Annotated in this window: 17 protein-coding genes; 12 read left to right on the top strand and 5 right to left on the bottom strand. The window is 67.7% G+C overall.

Annotated features, from left to right (window positions below):
- Positions 1 to 17: 17 nt before the first annotated feature.
- Both RH91_RS17800 and RH91_RS17795 read right to left on the bottom strand, forming a co-directional pair.
- The gene (locus RH91_RS17800; protein WP_010164446.1) at positions 18 to 1094 is read right to left on the bottom strand and encodes a substrate-binding domain-containing protein; all 1077 of its coding nucleotides are present in this window, start codon (positions 1092 to 1094) and stop codon (positions 18 to 20) included.
- Positions 1095 to 1222: 128 nt separating this feature from the next.
- Positions 1223 to 2470 carry an ATP-binding protein gene (locus tag RH91_RS17795; protein ID WP_010164444.1) on the bottom strand — a complete coding sequence of 416 codons (1248 nt, stop codon included), beginning with the start codon at positions 2468 to 2470 and terminating at the stop codon, positions 1223 to 1225.
- A 124-nt stretch (positions 2471 to 2594) separates the two neighbouring features.
- Here RH91_RS17795 and RH91_RS17790 point away from each other — a divergent pair, with 124 nt between their 5' ends.
- The 4 genes from RH91_RS17790 to RH91_RS17775 are packed head-to-tail and all read left to right on the top strand — an operon-like array spanning position 2595 to position 5147.
- The gene (locus RH91_RS17790) at positions 2595 to 2987 is read left to right on the top strand and encodes a hypothetical protein (RefSeq protein WP_010164442.1); all 393 of its coding nucleotides are present in this window, start codon (positions 2595 to 2597) and stop codon (positions 2985 to 2987) included.
- Between the two features lie 5 nt (positions 2988 to 2992).
- Positions 2993 to 3289, top strand: a complete 297-nt coding sequence (locus RH91_RS17785) for an HPr-rel-A system PqqD family peptide chaperone (RefSeq protein ID WP_010164440.1) — start codon at positions 2993 to 2995, stop codon at positions 3287 to 3289.
- A 2-nt stretch (positions 3290 to 3291) separates the two neighbouring features.
- A complete protein-coding gene (locus tag RH91_RS17780) occupies positions 3292 to 4152 on the top strand; it encodes an HprK-related kinase A (protein WP_029624045.1) in 861 nt (286 codons plus the stop codon).
- Positions 4137 to 5147 carry a nucleotidyltransferase domain-containing protein gene (locus tag RH91_RS17775; protein WP_010164437.1) on the top strand — a complete coding sequence of 337 codons (1011 nt, stop codon included), beginning with the start codon at positions 4137 to 4139 and terminating at the stop codon, positions 5145 to 5147. The genes RH91_RS17780 and RH91_RS17775 overlap by 16 nt, the downstream gene beginning before the upstream one ends.
- Here the strand turns inward: RH91_RS17775 and RH91_RS17770 are convergent.
- The gene (locus RH91_RS17770) at positions 5139 to 5813 is read right to left on the bottom strand and encodes an HAD-IA family hydrolase (protein ID WP_010164436.1); all 675 of its coding nucleotides are present in this window, start codon (positions 5811 to 5813) and stop codon (positions 5139 to 5141) included. The genes RH91_RS17775 and RH91_RS17770 overlap by 9 nt on opposite strands.
- A gap of 62 nt (positions 5814 to 5875) precedes the next feature.
- Here RH91_RS17770 and glmU point away from each other — a divergent pair, with 62 nt between their 5' ends.
- The 8 genes from glmU (at position 5876) to RH91_RS17730 (ending at position 15689) form a co-directional block, all read left to right on the top strand.
- Positions 5876 to 7225, top strand: a complete 1350-nt coding sequence (gene glmU / locus RH91_RS17765; protein ID WP_010164435.1) for a bifunctional UDP-N-acetylglucosamine diphosphorylase/glucosamine-1-phosphate N-acetyltransferase GlmU — start codon at positions 5876 to 5878, stop codon at positions 7223 to 7225.
- Between the two features lie 30 nt (positions 7226 to 7255).
- A complete protein-coding gene (locus tag RH91_RS17760; protein WP_010164434.1) occupies positions 7256 to 7636 on the top strand; it encodes a ribbon-helix-helix protein, CopG family in 381 nt (126 codons plus the stop codon).
- The gene (locus RH91_RS17755; protein ID WP_010164432.1) at positions 7633 to 8013 is read left to right on the top strand and encodes a PIN domain-containing protein; all 381 of its coding nucleotides are present in this window, start codon (positions 7633 to 7635) and stop codon (positions 8011 to 8013) included. Before RH91_RS17760 ends, RH91_RS17755 begins: the two co-directional genes overlap by 4 nt.
- A 14-nt stretch (positions 8014 to 8027) precedes the next feature.
- The gene (gene glmS, locus RH91_RS17750) at positions 8028 to 9851 is read left to right on the top strand and encodes a glutamine--fructose-6-phosphate transaminase (isomerizing) (protein ID WP_010164429.1); all 1824 of its coding nucleotides are present in this window, start codon (positions 8028 to 8030) and stop codon (positions 9849 to 9851) included.
- The gene (locus RH91_RS17745) at positions 9848 to 10756 is read left to right on the top strand and encodes an ROK family protein (RefSeq protein WP_010164428.1); all 909 of its coding nucleotides are present in this window, start codon (positions 9848 to 9850) and stop codon (positions 10754 to 10756) included. The genes glmS and RH91_RS17745 overlap by 4 nt, the downstream gene beginning before the upstream one ends.
- 192 nt (positions 10757 to 10948) lie before the next feature.
- Complete coding sequence (locus RH91_RS17740) at positions 10949 to 12844, top strand: putative bifunctional diguanylate cyclase/phosphodiesterase (protein ID WP_010164426.1); 1896 nt, start codon at positions 10949 to 10951, stop codon at positions 12842 to 12844.
- Positions 12841 to 14685, top strand: coding sequence for a sensor histidine kinase (locus tag RH91_RS17735; RefSeq protein WP_010164425.1), 1845 nt, complete (start codon positions 12841 to 12843; stop codon positions 14683 to 14685). The genes RH91_RS17740 and RH91_RS17735 overlap by 4 nt, the downstream gene beginning before the upstream one ends.
- A 143-nt stretch (positions 14686 to 14828) precedes the next feature.
- Positions 14829 to 15689, top strand: coding sequence for a serine hydrolase (locus tag RH91_RS17730; RefSeq protein ID WP_232283549.1), 861 nt, complete (start codon positions 14829 to 14831; stop codon positions 15687 to 15689).
- Between the two features lie 48 nt (positions 15690 to 15737).
- On the opposite strand, the gene RH91_RS17725 is transcribed toward RH91_RS17730, so the two are convergent.
- Positions 15738 to 16205 carry a hypothetical protein gene (locus RH91_RS17725; protein ID WP_010164423.1) on the bottom strand — a complete coding sequence of 156 codons (468 nt, stop codon included), beginning with the start codon at positions 16203 to 16205 and terminating at the stop codon, positions 15738 to 15740.
- Positions 16206 to 16214: 9 nt separating this feature from the next.
- Positions 16215 to 16643 carry a copper chaperone PCu(A)C gene (locus RH91_RS17720; RefSeq protein ID WP_010164422.1) on the bottom strand — a complete coding sequence of 143 codons (429 nt, stop codon included), beginning with the start codon at positions 16641 to 16643 and terminating at the stop codon, positions 16215 to 16217.
- Positions 16644 to 16786: the final 143 nt, after the last annotated feature.

Below are 16786 nucleotides of genomic sequence, written 5' to 3'. Positions count from 1 at the left end.
AGGATGAGAGGAACGGGTCAGAGCAGTTTCGACGGGTCGAGCAGCGTCTCGTTCTTGACGATCTCCGCGCTGCGCTTGCGCACGTCCTCTGGTGCGGCGATCAGGCCCTTGGCGACCAGCGGCCCGTTCGGATCCCACGACTTGGCGTACAGCGCGAGGAATTCGCGCAAGCCCTTGATCGCGGTGAGATGCGCCGCCTTGACGTAGAGATACAGCGGGCGCGAGCCGGGATAGGCGCCGCGCGCGATCGTTTCATAGGTCGGCTCGACCCCGTTGAGCGGGACGCCGTTGAGCTTGTCCTTGTTCTGCTCGAGATAGGAATAGCCGAAGATGCCGATCGCATTGGGGTTCGATTGCAGCTTCTGGACGATCAGATTGTCGTTCTCGCCCGCATCGACATAGGCACCATCCTCGCGGATCGCGGTGCAGCCCTTGGCATAGGCAACGTGATCCTTGTCCTTGAGGTCCGCCATCCTGGGGTTGATCGCGTCGCACCCGCGCGCGAGGATCAGCTCGGCGAGCGCGTCGCGCGTTCCACTGGTCGAAGGCGGGCCATAGACCTGGATCGGCACCGCCGGGAGCGACGGGTTGACGTCCTTCCAGGTCTTGGCGGTGTTGGGCTGCCCGTTCGGCGTCGCGGCGAGCGCGCGATACAGGTCGACCGCGGTCAGCTGGAGCTTGGGTCCGGCCTTGGACTCGGCGAACGCGATCCCGTCGAGCCCGACCTGGATCTCGAGGATCTTCGATACGCCATTGTCGAGGCAGGTCTTGTACTCGCTCGCCTTGATCCGGCGCGATGCGTCCTCGATGTCGGGGTGTGCTGCGCCGACGCCGGCGCAGAACAGCTTCATCCCGCCGCCGGTCCCGGTCGATTCGATCGCGGGGGCCTTCATCCCCGGGGTCTGGTTGACGAGCTGCTCGGCGACGATGGTGGTGAAGGGAAACACAGTGGACGAGCCGACGACCGTGATGTGATCGCGCGAGCCGGCACCGCCGCCATTCGCCTGATCCTGACAGGCAGCCAATGGCAGAATCGCGGTTGCCGCGCACAACAGGCTGAAGGTCTTGGCGATTGTCGCGTGTGTGCGGTTCATGGAATCTCCCCTCGGGCCGTGGACTCGGATGTCGAAACTGTGGCCCCCGGAGTCGCGTACCACCCTCACGCAAATGCCTGTGTGACGTTGTCGTTACCGTTTGATGACAGTCGACGGGGAAATGCGGGCTACGAAAGGGGCGCGACAGGGAAGGGCATTGCAGCCTTGCCGTGCGGCGGCAGCATGAGCGTGACCGTCGTGCCCTTGCCCACGGTGCTGGCAATGTCGAAGCGCCCGCGGTGCCGTTCGATGATGTGCTTGACGATCGCAAGGCCGAGTCCCGTGCCGCCCGCCGCACGGCTGCGGCCGGGATCGACGCGGTAGAAACGCTCGGTCAGCCGCGGGATGTGTTCGGGCGCGATTCCCTCGCCTTCGTCGGCGACGCTGATCCGCACCATCCCGACCCGGTCGCTCCACAGCTTGACCGTCACCGGCGTTCCGGCGCGCCCGTATTTCATCGCGTTGCCGATGAGATTGTGGAGCACCTGGCTGAGCTGCGCGCGGTCGCCCGCCACCGCGGCGACCCCGAGGTCGAGGTCCGCGACGATATCGTTGCTCCGCGCATTCTGCGCGTCGAGCAGCTCGGACCGGACTTCGCCGATCAGTTCGCCGAGATCGACCGCACGGTCGGGCAGGCGGTATTTCTCCGCCTCGATCCGGCTGAGCGAGATCAGGTCCTCGACCAGCCGCTGCATCCGCCGCGCCTCGTCGAACATGATCTTGAGGAAACGCCCGCGCACCTGCGCATCCTCGCCCGCCTTGTCGTCCCCCAGCGTCTCGATATAGCCGAGGATCGACGCAAGCGGCGTGCGCAGCTCGTGGCTCGCGTTAGCGACGAAGTCGACGCGCATCCGCTCGGCGGCATAATTGCCGGTGCGGTCGATCAGATGGACGATCCGCTGCCCCCCGGCGGCCCGGCTGACGTGCATTTCCCAATGCTGGTCGAGCGCCCCCAGCCCGACCAGGTTGGTCGGCCCCTGCGGCATTCCGGCGAGCGGACTGGCGAGCCGTTCGGCGGCACCGGGATGACGGATCGCGACGCGCACGTCCTCCCCGACGATATGCTTGCCGAGCAGCTCGAGCGCGGCGGCATTGGCGTGCGTGACGCGACCTTCCGCCACGATCAGCACCGGGCCCAGGACGGCCTCGATCACTTCCTGCAACTCGGGCAGGGGCGGGGGCGGGGTGACTTCGATCGGGCGCGGCGTCTCGATCGGCTGGTCGCCGGTCCCGGTCGCGGCGAGCGCGGCGGCGACCCCGCCGACCAGCGTGATGATCGCGGCCTGCAAATTCCATTCGAGCAAAAACACCGCGATCGCCGCGATGACGACGAGCCCGATGGCGATGACCGTGCGAGACCCGAACCCCTGCAACATGCCAGCGCCTTAGCGGCAGTTGCGCGGCGGCGGAAGCGCCCCTGTGCCGTCGCGAGACGCGAAAAGGGGTTAACGCCGCGCCCGCGCTTGCCAGCGAATCGCGAATGTGAAAGGGCATGGTGCGATGAACGACGATACGCCCGATGTCCCCGCACCCGCGCGACGGCGCGCGCTGATGCTCGGCGCAGCCTCGGCGGCGGCGGTGGTGTCGATCCGCCCCGCGCTCGCCGCGACGACCGCGTCGATCGCGACCTGCGAGATCCCGGTCCCCGATGCGGGGCGCGCGGGGAGCTACATCGCCGCCGATGGCAGCACCGTTCCGTCGGGCACCGCGGGGGCGTTCGCGCCGCCGGGCCGTCCGTTCAAGGGCGAGGACGTCCGCACCGCGCTCGCCGGGGGGCAGTTGCCCGGCACCACCGCGACCCAGAGCCGCGCCTACACCAACTATATCCGGCGTCTGCAATCGGGAACGAGTGGCTTCACCTGCTTTGCGTCGTTGCAGATGCCGCGCGGCTGAGCCGCATGCCGTCGCGCGCCGCAGCGCTGCTGTACCGCATGGCGCGGCCCGAGACGCTCGACATCCTGCACATCGACAGCTTCACCGCACTCTATCATCGCGCATCGGGCATCACCCATCTGCTCGCGGCGCCCGCACCCGAGATCCTCGCTGCGCTGGGCGAGGCCGGGCTGACCCGCGCCGCGCTGCTGGCCAAACTGCGCGCCGACTATGCGCTCGAGGATGCCGATGAACACGCGCTCGGCGCGCGGCTGGACGAGCTCGTCGCGACCGGGCTGGTCGCGTGCGAGCGGGTGGGCTGACGATGCGGCACGTCTTTTCGGTGCGGGTCGGCCCGGTCGGGTTCCGGATCGGCTCGGACTGGCGCGCGCCCATCGCCGAGCTGGAACGGCTCTATGCGGACTATCCGGCGCCGCATGGCGGGGTCGCCGATTTCTCGGTGCGGCTGTTCGCGGCGCGGCCGTGGCGGCGGGTGATCCGCCCGGCGGTGATGATCGGGGGCGATTACGTCCTGCCCGAAGCCGCGCCGCTGCCGCTCGCGCAAGGGGTGCTCGCCGCTGAAATGGGGATGAACCTGCAGATGGCGCTCGGGCAGCGGCGGTATCTGCTGCTCCATGCGGCGGTGGTCGCGCGCGACGGGCAGGCGGTGCTGCTGACGGGCGCGTCAGGGTCGGGGAAGTCGACGCTGGCGGCGCTGTTGTCGCTGCGCGGCTGGCGATTGATGGGGGACGAGTTCGCGCTGCTCGATCCGGTCACGGGGCTGCTCCACGCCTTTCCCCGGCTGGTCAGCCTGAAGAACGACGGGATCGCCGCGGTCGCCGCCGAAGTTCCCGCACGACGGCTCGGGCCGATGCTGCCGGGGACGCCGAAGGGCGCGATCCGCCACCTCATTCCCGACGCCACGACCGTTGCGGCGATGGATACGCCCGCGATGCCCGCGCTGATCCTGTTCCCGAGCTTCGGCTACGCGCGCGCCGAGCGTGACGTCGCGCAAAGCGAGGTGTTCGTCCGGTTGACCCAGGCATCGACCAATTATGTCGCGCTGGGCGAACGCGGGTTCGCGGCACTCGGTGGCCTCGTCAAGGCGGTGCCCGCGCGCGCGATCGATTATCCCGATACCGAAAGCGCGATCGACCAGGTGGAGGCGGCATGGGCCGCGCTGTGACCGGCTGGCGGCTCGCGCGCGCGCTGCGGGTGCCGGAAAGCGTCGTCACGCTCGATCCGGACGGGTGGAACGCGCTGATCGCGATGGCGCGGGCGGAACAGATGATCGGCACGCTGGCGTGGCGGCTCGACGGGATTGCCGTCCCCGTCTCGGTCGCGCGGATCCTCGACGACGCGCGCGCGTCGGCGGCGCAGGGGCAGGTCGTGGCCTTGTGGGAGGCGGAGGTCGCGCGCCGGGTTCTCGCGCCGTCGGACGTGCGGCTGGTCCTGCTCAAGGGCACCGCCTTCGCGGTCGGCGGGATGCGCGCCGGGATGGGCCGGTCGATCGGCGATCTCGATATTCTGGTCCCGCGCGACCGGATCGACGCGGTCGAGGCGGCGCTGCTCGCGGCGGGGTGGGAGTGGGTCAAGCCGGACCCGTATGACGACGCGTATTACCGCACCTGGATGCACGAGCTTCCCCCGCTGATCCACCGCGATCGCGACCGGATGATCGACGTCCACCACACGATCCTCCCGCCGACCGCGCGTATCACGCCCGATCCCGCCGCGCTGCTCGCAGACGTCGGGGAGCTTGCGCCTGGCATGTTCGCGCTGTCGCCGAACGACCGGCTGGTCCACGCGGCGGCGCATCTGTTCGCGGATGGCGATCTCGCCGGGGGGATGCGCAACCTGTGGGACGTGCAGTGTCTGGTCGCGGAATTCGGCACCGAGGGGCTGGCGGTCCGCGCACGGCATCATGGCCTGGAACGCGAGACGGTGCGGGCGCTGCGGCTGGCGGAGGCGCTATATGGCGACGCGAAACGCGTGACGCTCGCCGACCGGCTCTATCTCTACCGTATCACCGCGCGCGACGGCTGGGGCCGCCCGACGCGGCCGGTCACGCGGATGGCGTTCTACGTCCGCTCGCACTGGTTGCGGATGCCGCCGGGGCTGCTCGCGCGGCATCTGTGGACCAAATGGCGCAAGGGCGGCGCGGGACCCTCCTCAGGCTGACAGCCGCTCCAGCGTCGGGATCAGCTCGTCGAACGAATCGATCACCGCATCCGCGCACATCTGCTCGACGGGTTCGAGCAGGAAGCCGAAGCTCACCGCGATGCCAGGGATCTCGGCATTCTGCGCCGCCATGATGTCGTAGATCGAATCCCCGACGAACGCCGCGTGCCCGCCGCCCGACCGCCGAATCATTTCGTCGATCGGCGCGCGATTGGGCTTGGACAGGCCGGGGCCGAGCGTATCGCCGCCGATCAGGCAGGCGAATCGGTCGATCAGTCCGAGATCGGTGAGCAGGCGGGTCGCGAACGATTCGAACTTGTTAGTGCAGACCGCGACCTTGATGCCACGCTCGGTAAGCGCGTCGAGCGCCGCCACTGCGCCGGGGAAGGGGCGGGTGTGGACCGACAGATGCTCCCCGTAATAGCCGAGCATCCGTTTGTAGAGCGCGCGGAATTCATCCGCCTCGACCCCGCCTGTCGCCTCCAGCCCCTGCGTCAGCATGTGCTTCGCGCCGCCGCCGACCATCGTCTTGACCTGATCGACCGTCAGCGGCGCACGGCCGACCGAAGCGAGCGTGTCGTTGACCGCGGCGGTAAGGTCGCCGCTGCTGTCGACCAGCGTGCCGTCCAGGTCGAACCCGACGATATCGAATGAAATTTTCGCCATGTGGTCCTGTGTGACAGCGTTGCTCTGGAATTGGCAAGACGCGCGTGGCAGGGCATGGATCCATGAACCGTCCCGTAGCCGCAATCGTCCTTGCCGCCGGCAAAGGCACCCGCATGAAGAGCGACCTGCACAAGGTGCTCCATCCGATCGCGGGGCGCGCGATGCTGCTCCATCTGGTCGACAGCATCGCGCAGCTCGACCCCGCGATGACCGTCGTCGTGACCGGCGCTGGACGCGAACAGGTCGAGGCGGCGGTTGCCCCGCTCGGCATTGCGACGGCGCTCCAGGCCGAACAGCTCGGCACCGGCCATGCGGTCGCGCAGGCCGAGGCCGCGCTTGCCGGCTTCGATGGCGATGTGCTGATCCTCTACGGCGACGTGCCACTGGTGACGACCGCGACGATGCGCGCGATGCTCGACCGGCTGAATGCACCCGACCAGCCCGCGACGGTGGTGCTCGGCTTCCGTCCGGCGGATGCGGGCGCCTACGGTCGTATCGTCGCGCACGACGGCGTGATCGCGAAGATGGTCGAATATAAGGACGCGACCGACGCCGAGCGCGTGGTCGACCTGTGCAATTCGGGCCTGATGGCGGTGCGCAGCGCGGACCTGTTCGCGTTGCTCGCGCGGGTGGGGAACGACAATGCGGCGGGGGAATATTACCTGCCCGATATCGTCATGCTCGCCACCGCCGATGGCCGGGCATCCGCGGTGATCGAGACCGGCGCGGGCGAAGTCGCCGGCGTCAACAGCCGCGCCGAACTCGCCGCGGTCGAGGCCGACTGGCAGGCGCAGCGGCGCCTCCGCGCGATGGCGGACGGCGCGACGCTGATCGCGCCCGAAACCGTCTGGTTCGCGCACGACACACGGATCGGCCGCGACGTGGTGATCGAGCCCAACGTAGTATTCGGCCCGGGCGTGACGGTGGCGGACGGCGTCATGATCCACGCGTTCAGCCATATCGAGGGCGCGACCATCGGTGCGAACGCCGAGGTCGGTCCGTTCGCCCGCCTCCGCCCCGGCGCGGTGATGGGAGAAAAGTCCAAGGTCGGCAATTTCGTCGAGATGAAGAAGGCGACCCTCGGCGCTGGCGCGAAGGCGAGCCATCTGACCTATCTCGGCGACGCCGAGGTGGGGGAAGGCGCGAACATCGGCGCGGGCACGATCACCTGCAATTACGACGGCTTCTTCAAGTACAAGACGGTGATCGGTGCGGGCGCGTTCATCGGGTCCAACTCGGCCCTCGTCGCGCCGGTGACAATCGGCGCGGGCGCGACGGTCGGGGCGGGATCCGTGATCACCGCCGATGTCGACGCCGATGCGCTCGCGCTGGCGCGCGCGCGACAGGAAACGCGGCCCGGCTGGGGCAAGCGCTTCCGCGCGGCGATGGCGGCGCGGAAGGGCACGTCTTGACATGATATCATCAAATGATATCAACTCGACATGACGCGTATTCTCGCTGATCTTTCCGACGAGGATCTCCGGTGGCTCGATCAGCACGCTGTCGAGGAAGGTAAGTCTCGCGCTGCCATCCTGCGCGAGGCAGTTTCCAGCTACAAGGCACAGAAAGTGCAGACCGTTCCGGCGGCGGACTGGCTCGAGCAGGGCTTCGGGCTATGGGCGCGGCATGGGATGATCGTCGATCCGAAGGACTATGAGCGTCGTCGTCGCGCCGAATGGACCCGGCCTTGGGACGATGATTACGAAGAAGTGCGGGCTGAATCGCCAGATTGCTTCACGCCCGAGGATGATCGTGAACGCGCACATTATCTGGAGTTAATGCGCAAGGCCGCCGCCGATTCCAAGTCTGCGCCCGATGCATGAGCGGCTACAGCCTCGATGCCAATATCCTGATCGACGCCTTGCTTGCGCACCAGCCCGCACTGATCGAGCTTTCGCGGATTCTCGAAGTTGGGGCCGGGATGTGGGTCAGCCGAATGGCCTGGATCGAAGTGCTGTCAAAGGGTGACGATCGCGTCGTTCGCGAGGCAGTCGCGTTTCTGGGTCGGTTCGGGCTTGATGAGATCGATCACGAGACGTCGCAGCGTGCTGCGGCATTGCGGCGACAGCGCGCCGGGCTCAAATCCCCCGACGCGATCATCCTTGCGTCAGCCCAAGTTCACGGTCGCGTGCTAGTCACGCGCAATACCAAGGATTTTCCGGCGACCATGCCGGGGATCCACGTTCCCTACGCCCTCTAGAGCAGAGACATTCCATGTGTGGCATCGTTGGCATTCTGAGCACCGAAGACGTCGCCGATCGTCTGCTCGACGGGCTCAAGCGGCTCGAATATCGCGGCTATGATTCGGCGGGCATCGCGACCGACTTCGACGGCGCGATCGAGCGGCGGCGTGCGTCGGGCAAGCTGATCAATCTCGCCAACGAACTCGCCGCGCACCCGCTGCCGGGCAAGACCGGGATCGCGCACACCCGCTGGGCGACGCATGGCGGGCCGACCACCAACAACGCGCACCCGCATGCGACGGGCGAAGTCGCGGTCGTCCACAACGGGATCATCGAGAATTTCAAGCCGCTGCGCGACGAACTGATCGCGCGCGGGCGGACCTTCACCAGCGAGACCGACACCGAAGTCGTCGCGCATCTGATCAGCGAGAAGGTCGAGGCCGGGCTCGGCCCGATCGAGGCGGTGCGCGAAATCCTCCCGCGGCTCCACGGCGCGTTCGCGCTCGCGATCCTGTTCCGCCAGCATCCCGACCTGCTGATCGGCGCGCGGCTCGGCTCGCCTTTGGTCGTCGGGCATGGCGAAGGCGAGATGTACCTCGGCTCGGACGCGCTCGCGCTTGCGCCGCTGACGCAGCGAATCGCCTATCTCGACGAGGGCGACTGGGTCGTGCTGACGCGCGACGGCGCGCAGGTCTATGACCGCGACAACACCCCCGTCGAACGCGCGATCACGATCTCGGGCGTGACCGGCGATCTCGTCTCCAAGGGCAACCATAAGCATTACATGCTCAAGGAGATTTACGAGCAGCCGATCGTCGTCGCGCAGACGCTGCGCTCGTACCTCCAGCGGATGGAGGAACGCGTCACGCTGCCGATCCCCGAGTTCGACCTGTCGACGATCAAGCGCGTCACGATCGTCGCGTGCGGGACGAGCTTCTATGCGGGCATGGTTGCCAAATACTGGTTCGAACAGTTTGCGCGCGTGCCGGTCGACCTCGATGTCGCGTCCGAATTCCGCTACCGCGCGCCGGTGATGGAGGAGGGCGGTCTCGCGCTCTTCATCAGCCAGTCGGGCGAGACCGCCGACACGCTCGCAGCACTCCGCCACGCCAAGGCCGAGGGGCAGACGATCGCGGTCGTCGTCAACGTGCCGACCAGCTCGATGGCGCGCGAGGCGGACATCCTGCTGCCGACCCACGCTGGTCCCGAGATCGGCGTCGCCTCGACCAAGGCGTTCACCTGCCAGCTCGCGGTGCTCGCCGCGCTCGCCGCCAACCTCGCGCGTGCGAAGGGCAAGCTCAGCCCGGCCGAGGAGAAGATGATCGTCAGGCATCTCGCCGAAGCGCCCGCCGCGCTCAACGGCGCGCTCGCGTATGACGAGGCGATCGAGGCGATGGCGCATCATATCGCGGTCGCGCGCGACGTGCTCTACCTGGGGCGCGGCACCGACTATCCGCTCGCGCTGGAAGGCGCGCTGAAACTGAAGGAAATCAGCTACATCCACGCGGAAGGTTATGCCGCGGGCGAGATGAAGCACGGGCCGATCGCGCTGATCGACGAGAACGTGCCGGTCATCGTCATCGCGCCGTCGGGGCCGCTGTTCGACAAGACCGTGAGCAACATGCAGGAAGTCCAGGCGCGCGGCGGCAAGGTCGTGCTGATCTCGGATTACGACGGGATCCAGGCGGCCGGCGACGGCTGTCTCGCGACGATCACCATGCCCAAGGTCCACCCGCTCATCGCGCCGCTCGTCTATGCGGTGCCGGTGCAGTTGCTCGCGTACCATGTCGCGGTGATCAAGGGCACCGATGTTGACCAGCCGCGCAACCTCGCCAAGTCGGTGACGGTCGAATGAGCTCGCCGCTCGTTGCAGGGGTCGAGCTTGGCGGGACCAAGGTCATCTGCGTGCTCGGCAGCGGGCCGGACGACGTTCGGGACACGGTGACGATCCCAACGACGACGCCCGCCGAAACGCTCGACGCGGTCGAGGCGGTGCTCGCCCGCTGGTCGGGGTATGAGGCGCTCGGCATCGCGAGCTTCGGGCCGGTGTCGCTCGATCCGCTGGATCCGACGCACGGCTTCATCACCGCCACCCCCAAGCCGGGCTGGTCGCACACCGATGTCGGTGCGCGGCTGGCGCGCGTGACGGGGGTGCCGACCGGGTTCGACAGCGACGTCGCGGGCGCGGCGCTCGGCGAGGGGCGCTGGGGTGCCGCGCGCACCGTCGCGGATCATGCCTATGTCACGGTCGGGACTGGGCTTGGCGTCGGGCTGGTGCTCGGCGGGATGCCGGTATCCGGGCTGACGCATTCCGAGCTGGGGCACATTCGCCCCGTCCGGCTGGCGGGGGACCACTGGACGGGGGCGTGCCCGTTCCACGGCGATTGCCTCGAGGGGCTCGCCTCGGGGACCGCAATCCGCGCGCGCACCGGAACCGCGGCGCAGGATCTCGCGGCGGACGATCCGGTGTGGGACGGGGTCGCCCATGCGCTCGCGCAATTGTGCCACATGCTCGTGCTGACCGGAATTCCGCGTCGGATCGTGATGGGTGGCGGGGTGATGGTCGGGACGCCGCATCTGTTCGCGCGGATCCAGGAGAAGCTCGTCCATAGCCTTGCAGGCTATGTCAGCGCGCGCGGACTCCTGCCGATCGAGGCGTTCGTCGTTCCGGCCGAACTCGGCGGGATGGCCGGGCCGCTGGGTGCGATCGAGCTCGGCGTTCGCGCCTTGAGCCGGGGAAGTGCGTTCGGCCGGTCGTAAGCCCGGTTGCGGGAAACGGTCGGTTCCATCGACGTTTCCCGCGGGGGTGATGCCTGCGGCGGCTGCCAGAGCCCCCCGTTCGGGATGAAAATCTTCGGAATTTGAATATCTTCGCTACACAAGTTCTTAACCTAGTTTGCATACCGCAAGGAAAGGGCGCATCGCGTCCTTTGCCGATAATGGTGGTGCCAGATGCGTATTCTCATCGTCGACGACGAACCTGCCATGCACGACAGCTATCGGCGCAGCTTCGCGTCGGTCGGCGACGGCATCAACCCGGCGCTCGACGCGATGGCAGCCGAGCTGTTCGGGGCGAGTGTCGCTGCGCTCCCGGCTGATCCGCTGCAGTCGTTCCCGCTCGTTCACGCGTTGCAGGGGATGGAGGGCGTTGCCGCTGTCGCCGCTGCAAAGCGCGACGACGATCCGATCGCGGTCGCGTTCATCGACGTGCGCATGCCCCCGGGGATCGACGGGCGCGAGACCGCCGCGCGGATCCGCGCGCTCGACCCCGAGATCCATCTCGTCATCGTCACCGGCTATTCGGACTTCGCGCCGATCGAGATCGCCCGGGTCGCCGGCCCCGCGGACAAACTCTTCTATATCGCCAAGCCGTTCGAGGTTGCCGAGGTCCAGCAGATGGCGACCGCGCTGGTCCATCGCTGGGAAAACGACCGCGAGCTGACCGCGGCGCGGCTGACGCTCGCCGCGCAGGTCGTCCAGTTGCAGGAACAGGGCCATGAGCTCGCCGCGAACGAAAGCCGCGCGATGCATCTCGCGAGCCATGATTCTTTGACCGAGGCGCCCAACCGGCTGGCCTTCCGCCGCGCGCTGGCCGAACGCGCGCGCTCGAACGTGCAGTTCGCCGTTGCCATGGTCGACCTCGACCGGTTCAAGCTCGTCAACGACACGCTGGGGCATCTTGCCGGTGACGAACTGATCCGCGCGATGTGCGGCGTGTTGCAACGCTCGGTCCCGGAGGGCGGGATGGTCGCGCGGCTGGGCGGGGACGAATTCGGCCTGTTGTTCGATACCCCCGGGCAGGACGCCGCCGCAGCGGACTGCGAGCGGATCGCCAAGGCGTGCGCGACCACCTTCAAGGTGCTCGGCCATTCGGTGCACGGCGGCGCCTCGATCGGGCTGATCGCGACCGAGCCGGGCGAGACGCGCGATCCGGTCGACCTGATGCGCCGGGCGGATCTCGCGCTCAACGACGCCAAGCGCGACGGGCGCGGGATCGTCCGCGTGTTCGACGACGGGATGGACGAGACGATCCGTCTGCGCCGCACGATCGAGACCGGCCTCTCGGGCGCGATCGCGCGCGACGAGCTCAGCCTCGCCTATCAGCCGATCGTCGGGCGCGAGCGGCTCGAGATCGTCGGGTTCGAGGCGCTGCTGCGGTGGAATACCGATGCGCACGGCCCGATCGGCCCCGATGTGTTCATTCCGATCGCCGAGGAATCCAATCTCATCCACGAGATCGGCGACTGGGTCCTGCGGGAATCACTCAAGGTGCTGGTCGAATGGCCGACGCAATATGTCTCGATCAACTTCTCGCCGCGCCAGTTCCGGCGGCACAATTTCGTCGCGCGGCTGGTCGAGGAAGTCCAGCGCGCGGGGGTCGACCCGACGCGGGTGCAGATCGAGATCACCGAGACCGCGATCTTCGACGATGCCGATCGCGCCGCCGAGACGCTCTACAAGCTGCGCCAGATGGGCTTCCGCATCGCGCTCGATGATTTCGGGACGGGCTATTCGAGCCTCTACAACATCCGCAAGTTCGCGCTCGACTGCCTCAAGATCGACCGCAGCTTCATCGATGGCATGGGACGCGAACGCGAAAGCGCGGCGATCGTCCACTCGATCATCCATCTCGGCCGCGCGCTCGGGCTCGGCGTGGTGGCGGAAGGGGTCGAGAGCGATGCCCAGTTGCAGGCGTTGCGCGTGGCGGGGTGTTCGCACATGCAGGGGTTCCTGTTCTCCCGGCCGGTGCCCAAGGCTTTCGCACGCCAGATCGCGGTGACGCGGTTCATGACCGATGGGTCGGGAACACTGCCGCTGCTCGAAGACGATCGCGCGACATCGGGATGATCGCGCGCCGCTCCCGCTGGACGCGCGCACGGGTATGGCGGCGGCGTTCGGTCCGGGCATTGTGGCCAGGGACGCTGGGCGCGAAGCTCGTGCTGATCCTCACCGTAATCGGTCTGCTCGGCGCGGTTGCGCTGGTCGCGGTGCTGGCATCGGTGATCGTCCCCAGTTTCGATGCGCTCGAGCAGCGCGCGGTGGCGGCCGAGGTCGATCGCATGCACGCCGCGCTCGACACCATTGCGCGATCGGTCGAACAGAATGCGCGCGACTATGTCGACGGTTCCGCCGGCACCCCGATCGCTGCCGGCGCATCGCGGGCGCTCAAAGTAAAGACGGTGGACGGGATCGCACAGGTCGCGCCGCTCGACGGCGTGGAAGCGCTGCGGTGGCGCAAATCCGCAGGCGTCCGTGGCGAGCGCGACTTTGCAACGTTGCTGACGCATCTCCCGCTCGAGCGCGTCGCTGCGGGGCAGCATCCAGCCCATTTCTACACCCGGCTCGGCGGCGGCATCGTCGCGATCGGGGTGGCGCGGGTCTATCCTGCGCCCGGCGGCACCGACGGATCACGCCGGTATGTCGTGATGGCCCGGCGCCTGTCGGCAAAGATGCTTTCCGACGCCGCGCAACAGCCCGCGCGGATCGATCTCACGCAAACGCCGTCGACCACGGTCGTCCGTTCGTCGCCCGCGTCGCTGAAGATCGCGGTGCCGATCGCGGCCGTCGACGGGCGCGTGCTCGGGAGCGTGACGGTCATCGTCCGGCGCGATCTTGCGGTGCTGGGGCAGCGCGTCCTGCTGCTCGCGGTCGCCGGGTCGATCATCCTGTTGCTGATCGTGCTGCTCGTGCTGTCCCGGATGATGACGACGCTGGTGCTGCGCCCGCTCGCGCGGGTCGAGCGGCACATGCAGACCGTGCCGCAGACGGGCTCACTCGCATTGCTGCGCGATGTCCCGCGCAACGACGAGATCGGCTCGCTTGCCGCCAGCTTCAACGCGATGCTGTGCCAGTTGCAGGATCTGCGCGGGCAGCTCGAACTGCAGAATTTCGCGCTCGGGAGAAGCGACAGCGCGACCGCGATCCTGCACAATGTCCGCAACGCGCTGACCCCGGTCAGCACGATCGTGAGCCGGGATCTGCAACAGCCGCCGCCGGTCGACCGTGACATGATCGACCGGGCGATTGCGGAGCTCGCGCAGGACGATCTCGAGCCGGCGCGCCGCGCGAAGCTCGCGGCCTTCACGGGCGCTGCGGTGGCGGCGGTTGCCAAGGACCGCGCCGAGCGGCAGGCGGCGTTGCTGGTCGCCCGCGAGGCGATGGCGCAGGTGCTCGAGATCATTGGGCAACAACATCAGGCGGCGCAGGAGCGTCCTGAGCTATCCCCCTGTGACGTAACGGATATCATCGCGCGCAACGCGACGATCGCGCGCTATTCGGGGACCGTCTCGATCGCGTTCAGTTTCCCCGCGCAGCGCTGCGACGTGATCGCGAGCCGGATCCTGCTGAGCCAGGTGATCGGCAATCTGTTCGCCAATGCCGCGGATGCGATCGCGGCGCGCGGCACCGGGAGCGGCAGCATCGGCGTGACGATCGAACGGGTCGGCGACACCGCCTGGATCGCGATCCGCGATGACGGCGAGGGGATCGAGCGGGGCGCGGCGTCCAGCCTGTTCCAGCGCGGCTATTCCACGCGCGCACACAAGGTCGGGGGGCTCGGGTTGCACTGGTGCGCCAATGCGATGCGCGCGATGCAGGGGACGCTGCGGCTCGACAGCGCAGGCCCGGGGCAGGGCGCGGTGGCGACGCTGACCCTGCGGCTCGCGCCGACCGGGGCGGGTGGAACGTGACGGCCGGCTTTCCGGGACAGCGCCCCCCACTTTTCGCGCGCTCCCCGGAATTCGACGAACATCAGCATCTTGCAACACGTCGTATTCACATGCCGGAGTTTAGGCTAAGCACAATGCCGAAGGATCCCACGCAAGGACGATCGATGCGCGTACCCCTCCTCTCCCGCCTGCTTCTGTCCGGTCTTGCCGCCAGCCTCATCGTCCCCGCACCGGCCATGGCCGCAAGTTCGCCCGAGCTGATCGGGCTGGAACGCCAGTTGAGCATGCTGGTCGCGGGACGCACCGGGGAATATGGCATCGCCGCGCTCGATCTGCGCGATGGCTCGGCGGTTGCCGTCAACGGCGACATCGCGTTTCCGATGGCGAGCACGGTCAAGCTCGCGATTGCGGCGGCCTATCTTGCCGAGGTCGACCACGGGCGACGCAGCCTGAGCGAGACGCTCTACGGCCGACCCGCCGCCAAGGTCATGGAATTGATGCTCGTCCGCAGCGACAATATCGCGGCCGACCAGTTGCTCGCGACGCTCGGTGGCCCGATGGCGGTCCAGCAGTGGCTGTGGTCGCACAAGATCACCGGCATCCGCGTGGACCGCACCATCGCCCAGTTGCTGCGCGAGCGTGGCCATCTCGCCGACAGCAAGGATGTCGCCACGCCGGTTGCGATGGTCGCGCTGTTGTACAAGCTCGACAACGGGACCATCCTGAGCGCGCAAAGCCGCAACGTCCTGTTCGACCTGATGGGCCGGTGCCAGACGGGCACGCGCCGTATTCGCGCGCTGCTGCCCGTGGGCACGCGGGTCGAGGACAAGACCGGCACGCTGGACGGGGTTACCAACGACGTGGGGGTCATCACCATGCCCGACGGGCGCCGCGTCGCGATTGCGATCTTCGCGCGTGGGGGGCGCGATCGGCAGCCGGTCATCGCGGAAGTTTCGCGCGTGATCTACGACCGGTTCTCGGACAGCGTCCGCATTGCCCTGTCGCTGTTCCTGCAGATGCGGTGACCCGATCGTCCTGGCCCGGTCGCGACGTCGACCGGGGGACGATCGACCTCACCCCGGCCGAAACGGCAGGATGCTCTCATAGGTCGCAAGCGGCAGCGCGCCCCGAATGAACCCGCCGCGCCGCAGCACGAAGGTATGCCGCACGATCTCCGCCTGCTGCTCGATCCCGTAGCGTTTGAGCGGCAGGCCGGGCCGGATCGCGTAATCGTACCGGCAGAACGGGTGCCGCACGAGGGGGAGGAACACCCCCCGCTGGGTCTGCCAGATATGCGTCATCTCATGGATCAGCAGCCCTTGCGCATCGAGATTTTCGCATGCGAAATCATCGCGGTACAATGAACCCTTGGGATGGAAGCAGATGCACCCGGTCGGCGCCATCACCGTCTCGCGCGGCTGGAAGAACGCCCATTTGCGCTGCGCGAGGCGCACCTTCGCGTAATCGATCGCATCGCCGAACACGCCTTTTGCGAGCGTGATCTCGCCCTCGGTCAGCGTCCTTTTCTCGCCCCGTGCCACGCCCGTGTCTCAGTCCTTGAAAGTCGGCGCGGGCGCGCCGGGCGCGATCGTCGGAACGAGCGCGTCGATCCGGCGGCCGTCGGAAAAGGTGAAGGTCAGCGTGATCGGCCGGCCCGGCTTGATCCCGGGGTTCATGTCGAACAGCATCAGATGCTTGCCGCCGGGCTTGAATGGGGTCGTCGACAGCGCGGGGATCTTGAGGTCGCCGAGTGGCTTCATCGTCGCCATGCCCCCGGCGGTCATCGATTCATGCAGTTCGCTCTTGACCGCGACCGGGCTGTTGACTGCGATGAGCGTCGTTTCGGTCGGCCCGCCATGGATCGTGAAATAGCCCGCCGACGGGCGGCTCGGCAGCGTGCCCAGCCGGACATAGCCGTGATCGACCTTGAGTTCGGGCGGCGACTGGCACCCGGCCACCGACAGCCCGGCAAAAACCATAAAAGACCGCACGTTCAAATCTTATCTCCCGCATTGGGAACCCAACTGCGTCTCTAGGCGTGCGAAAATCTTGCGACAAGCGAAAGCCCCCCTATATCGCTGGAGTAACGGGTCGTGTCGCTCAGTTCGAGGGCACGGCTGAA

Origin of the sequence: Sphingomonas sp. PAMC 26617, from assembly GCF_000242835.1 — a bacterium.
Lineage (GTDB): Bacteria > Pseudomonadota > Alphaproteobacteria > Sphingomonadales > Sphingomonadaceae > Sphingomonas.
The sequence above is the reverse complement of the archived record's forward strand: the minus strand, read 5'-3'. Positions and strand labels throughout refer to the sequence as shown.

Coding starts and splice junctions, on each gene's coding strand:
- RH91_RS17735 (WP_010164425.1), top strand. CDS start 12,841: ATGATCGCGCGCCGCTCCCGCTGGACGCGCGCACGGGTATGGCGGCGG.
- glmU (WP_010164435.1), top strand. CDS start 5,876: ATGAACCGTCCCGTAGCCGCAATCGTCCTTGCCGCCGGCAAAGGCACC.
- RH91_RS17790 (WP_010164442.1), top strand. CDS start 2,595: ATGAACGACGATACGCCCGATGTCCCCGCACCCGCGCGACGGCGCGCG.
- RH91_RS17720 (WP_010164422.1), bottom strand. CDS start 16,643: ATGGTTTTTGCCGGGCTGTCGGTGGCCGGGTGCCAGTCGCCGCCCGAA.
- RH91_RS17770 (WP_010164436.1), bottom strand. CDS start 5,813: ATGGCGAAAATTTCATTCGATATCGTCGGGTTCGACCTGGACGGCACG.
- RH91_RS17775 (WP_010164437.1), top strand. CDS start 4,137: ATGGGCCGCGCTGTGACCGGCTGGCGGCTCGCGCGCGCGCTGCGGGTG.
- RH91_RS17780 (WP_029624045.1), top strand. CDS start 3,292: ATGCGGCACGTCTTTTCGGTGCGGGTCGGCCCGGTCGGGTTCCGGATC.
- RH91_RS17795 (WP_010164444.1), bottom strand. CDS start 2,470: ATGTTGCAGGGGTTCGGGTCTCGCACGGTCATCGCCATCGGGCTCGTC.
- RH91_RS17755 (WP_010164432.1), top strand. CDS start 7,633: ATGAGCGGCTACAGCCTCGATGCCAATATCCTGATCGACGCCTTGCTT.
- RH91_RS17740 (WP_010164426.1), top strand. CDS start 10,949: ATGCGTATTCTCATCGTCGACGACGAACCTGCCATGCACGACAGCTAT.
- RH91_RS17800 (WP_010164446.1), bottom strand. CDS start 1,094: ATGAACCGCACACACGCGACAATCGCCAAGACCTTCAGCCTGTTGTGC.
- RH91_RS17730 (WP_232283549.1), top strand. CDS start 14,829: ATGCGCGTACCCCTCCTCTCCCGCCTGCTTCTGTCCGGTCTTGCCGCC.
- RH91_RS17760 (WP_010164434.1), top strand. CDS start 7,256: ATGACGCGTATTCTCGCTGATCTTTCCGACGAGGATCTCCGGTGGCTC.
- RH91_RS17745 (WP_010164428.1), top strand. CDS start 9,848: ATGAGCTCGCCGCTCGTTGCAGGGGTCGAGCTTGGCGGGACCAAGGTC.
- glmS (WP_010164429.1), top strand. CDS start 8,028: ATGTGTGGCATCGTTGGCATTCTGAGCACCGAAGACGTCGCCGATCGT.
- RH91_RS17785 (WP_010164440.1), top strand. CDS start 2,993: ATGCCGTCGCGCGCCGCAGCGCTGCTGTACCGCATGGCGCGGCCCGAG.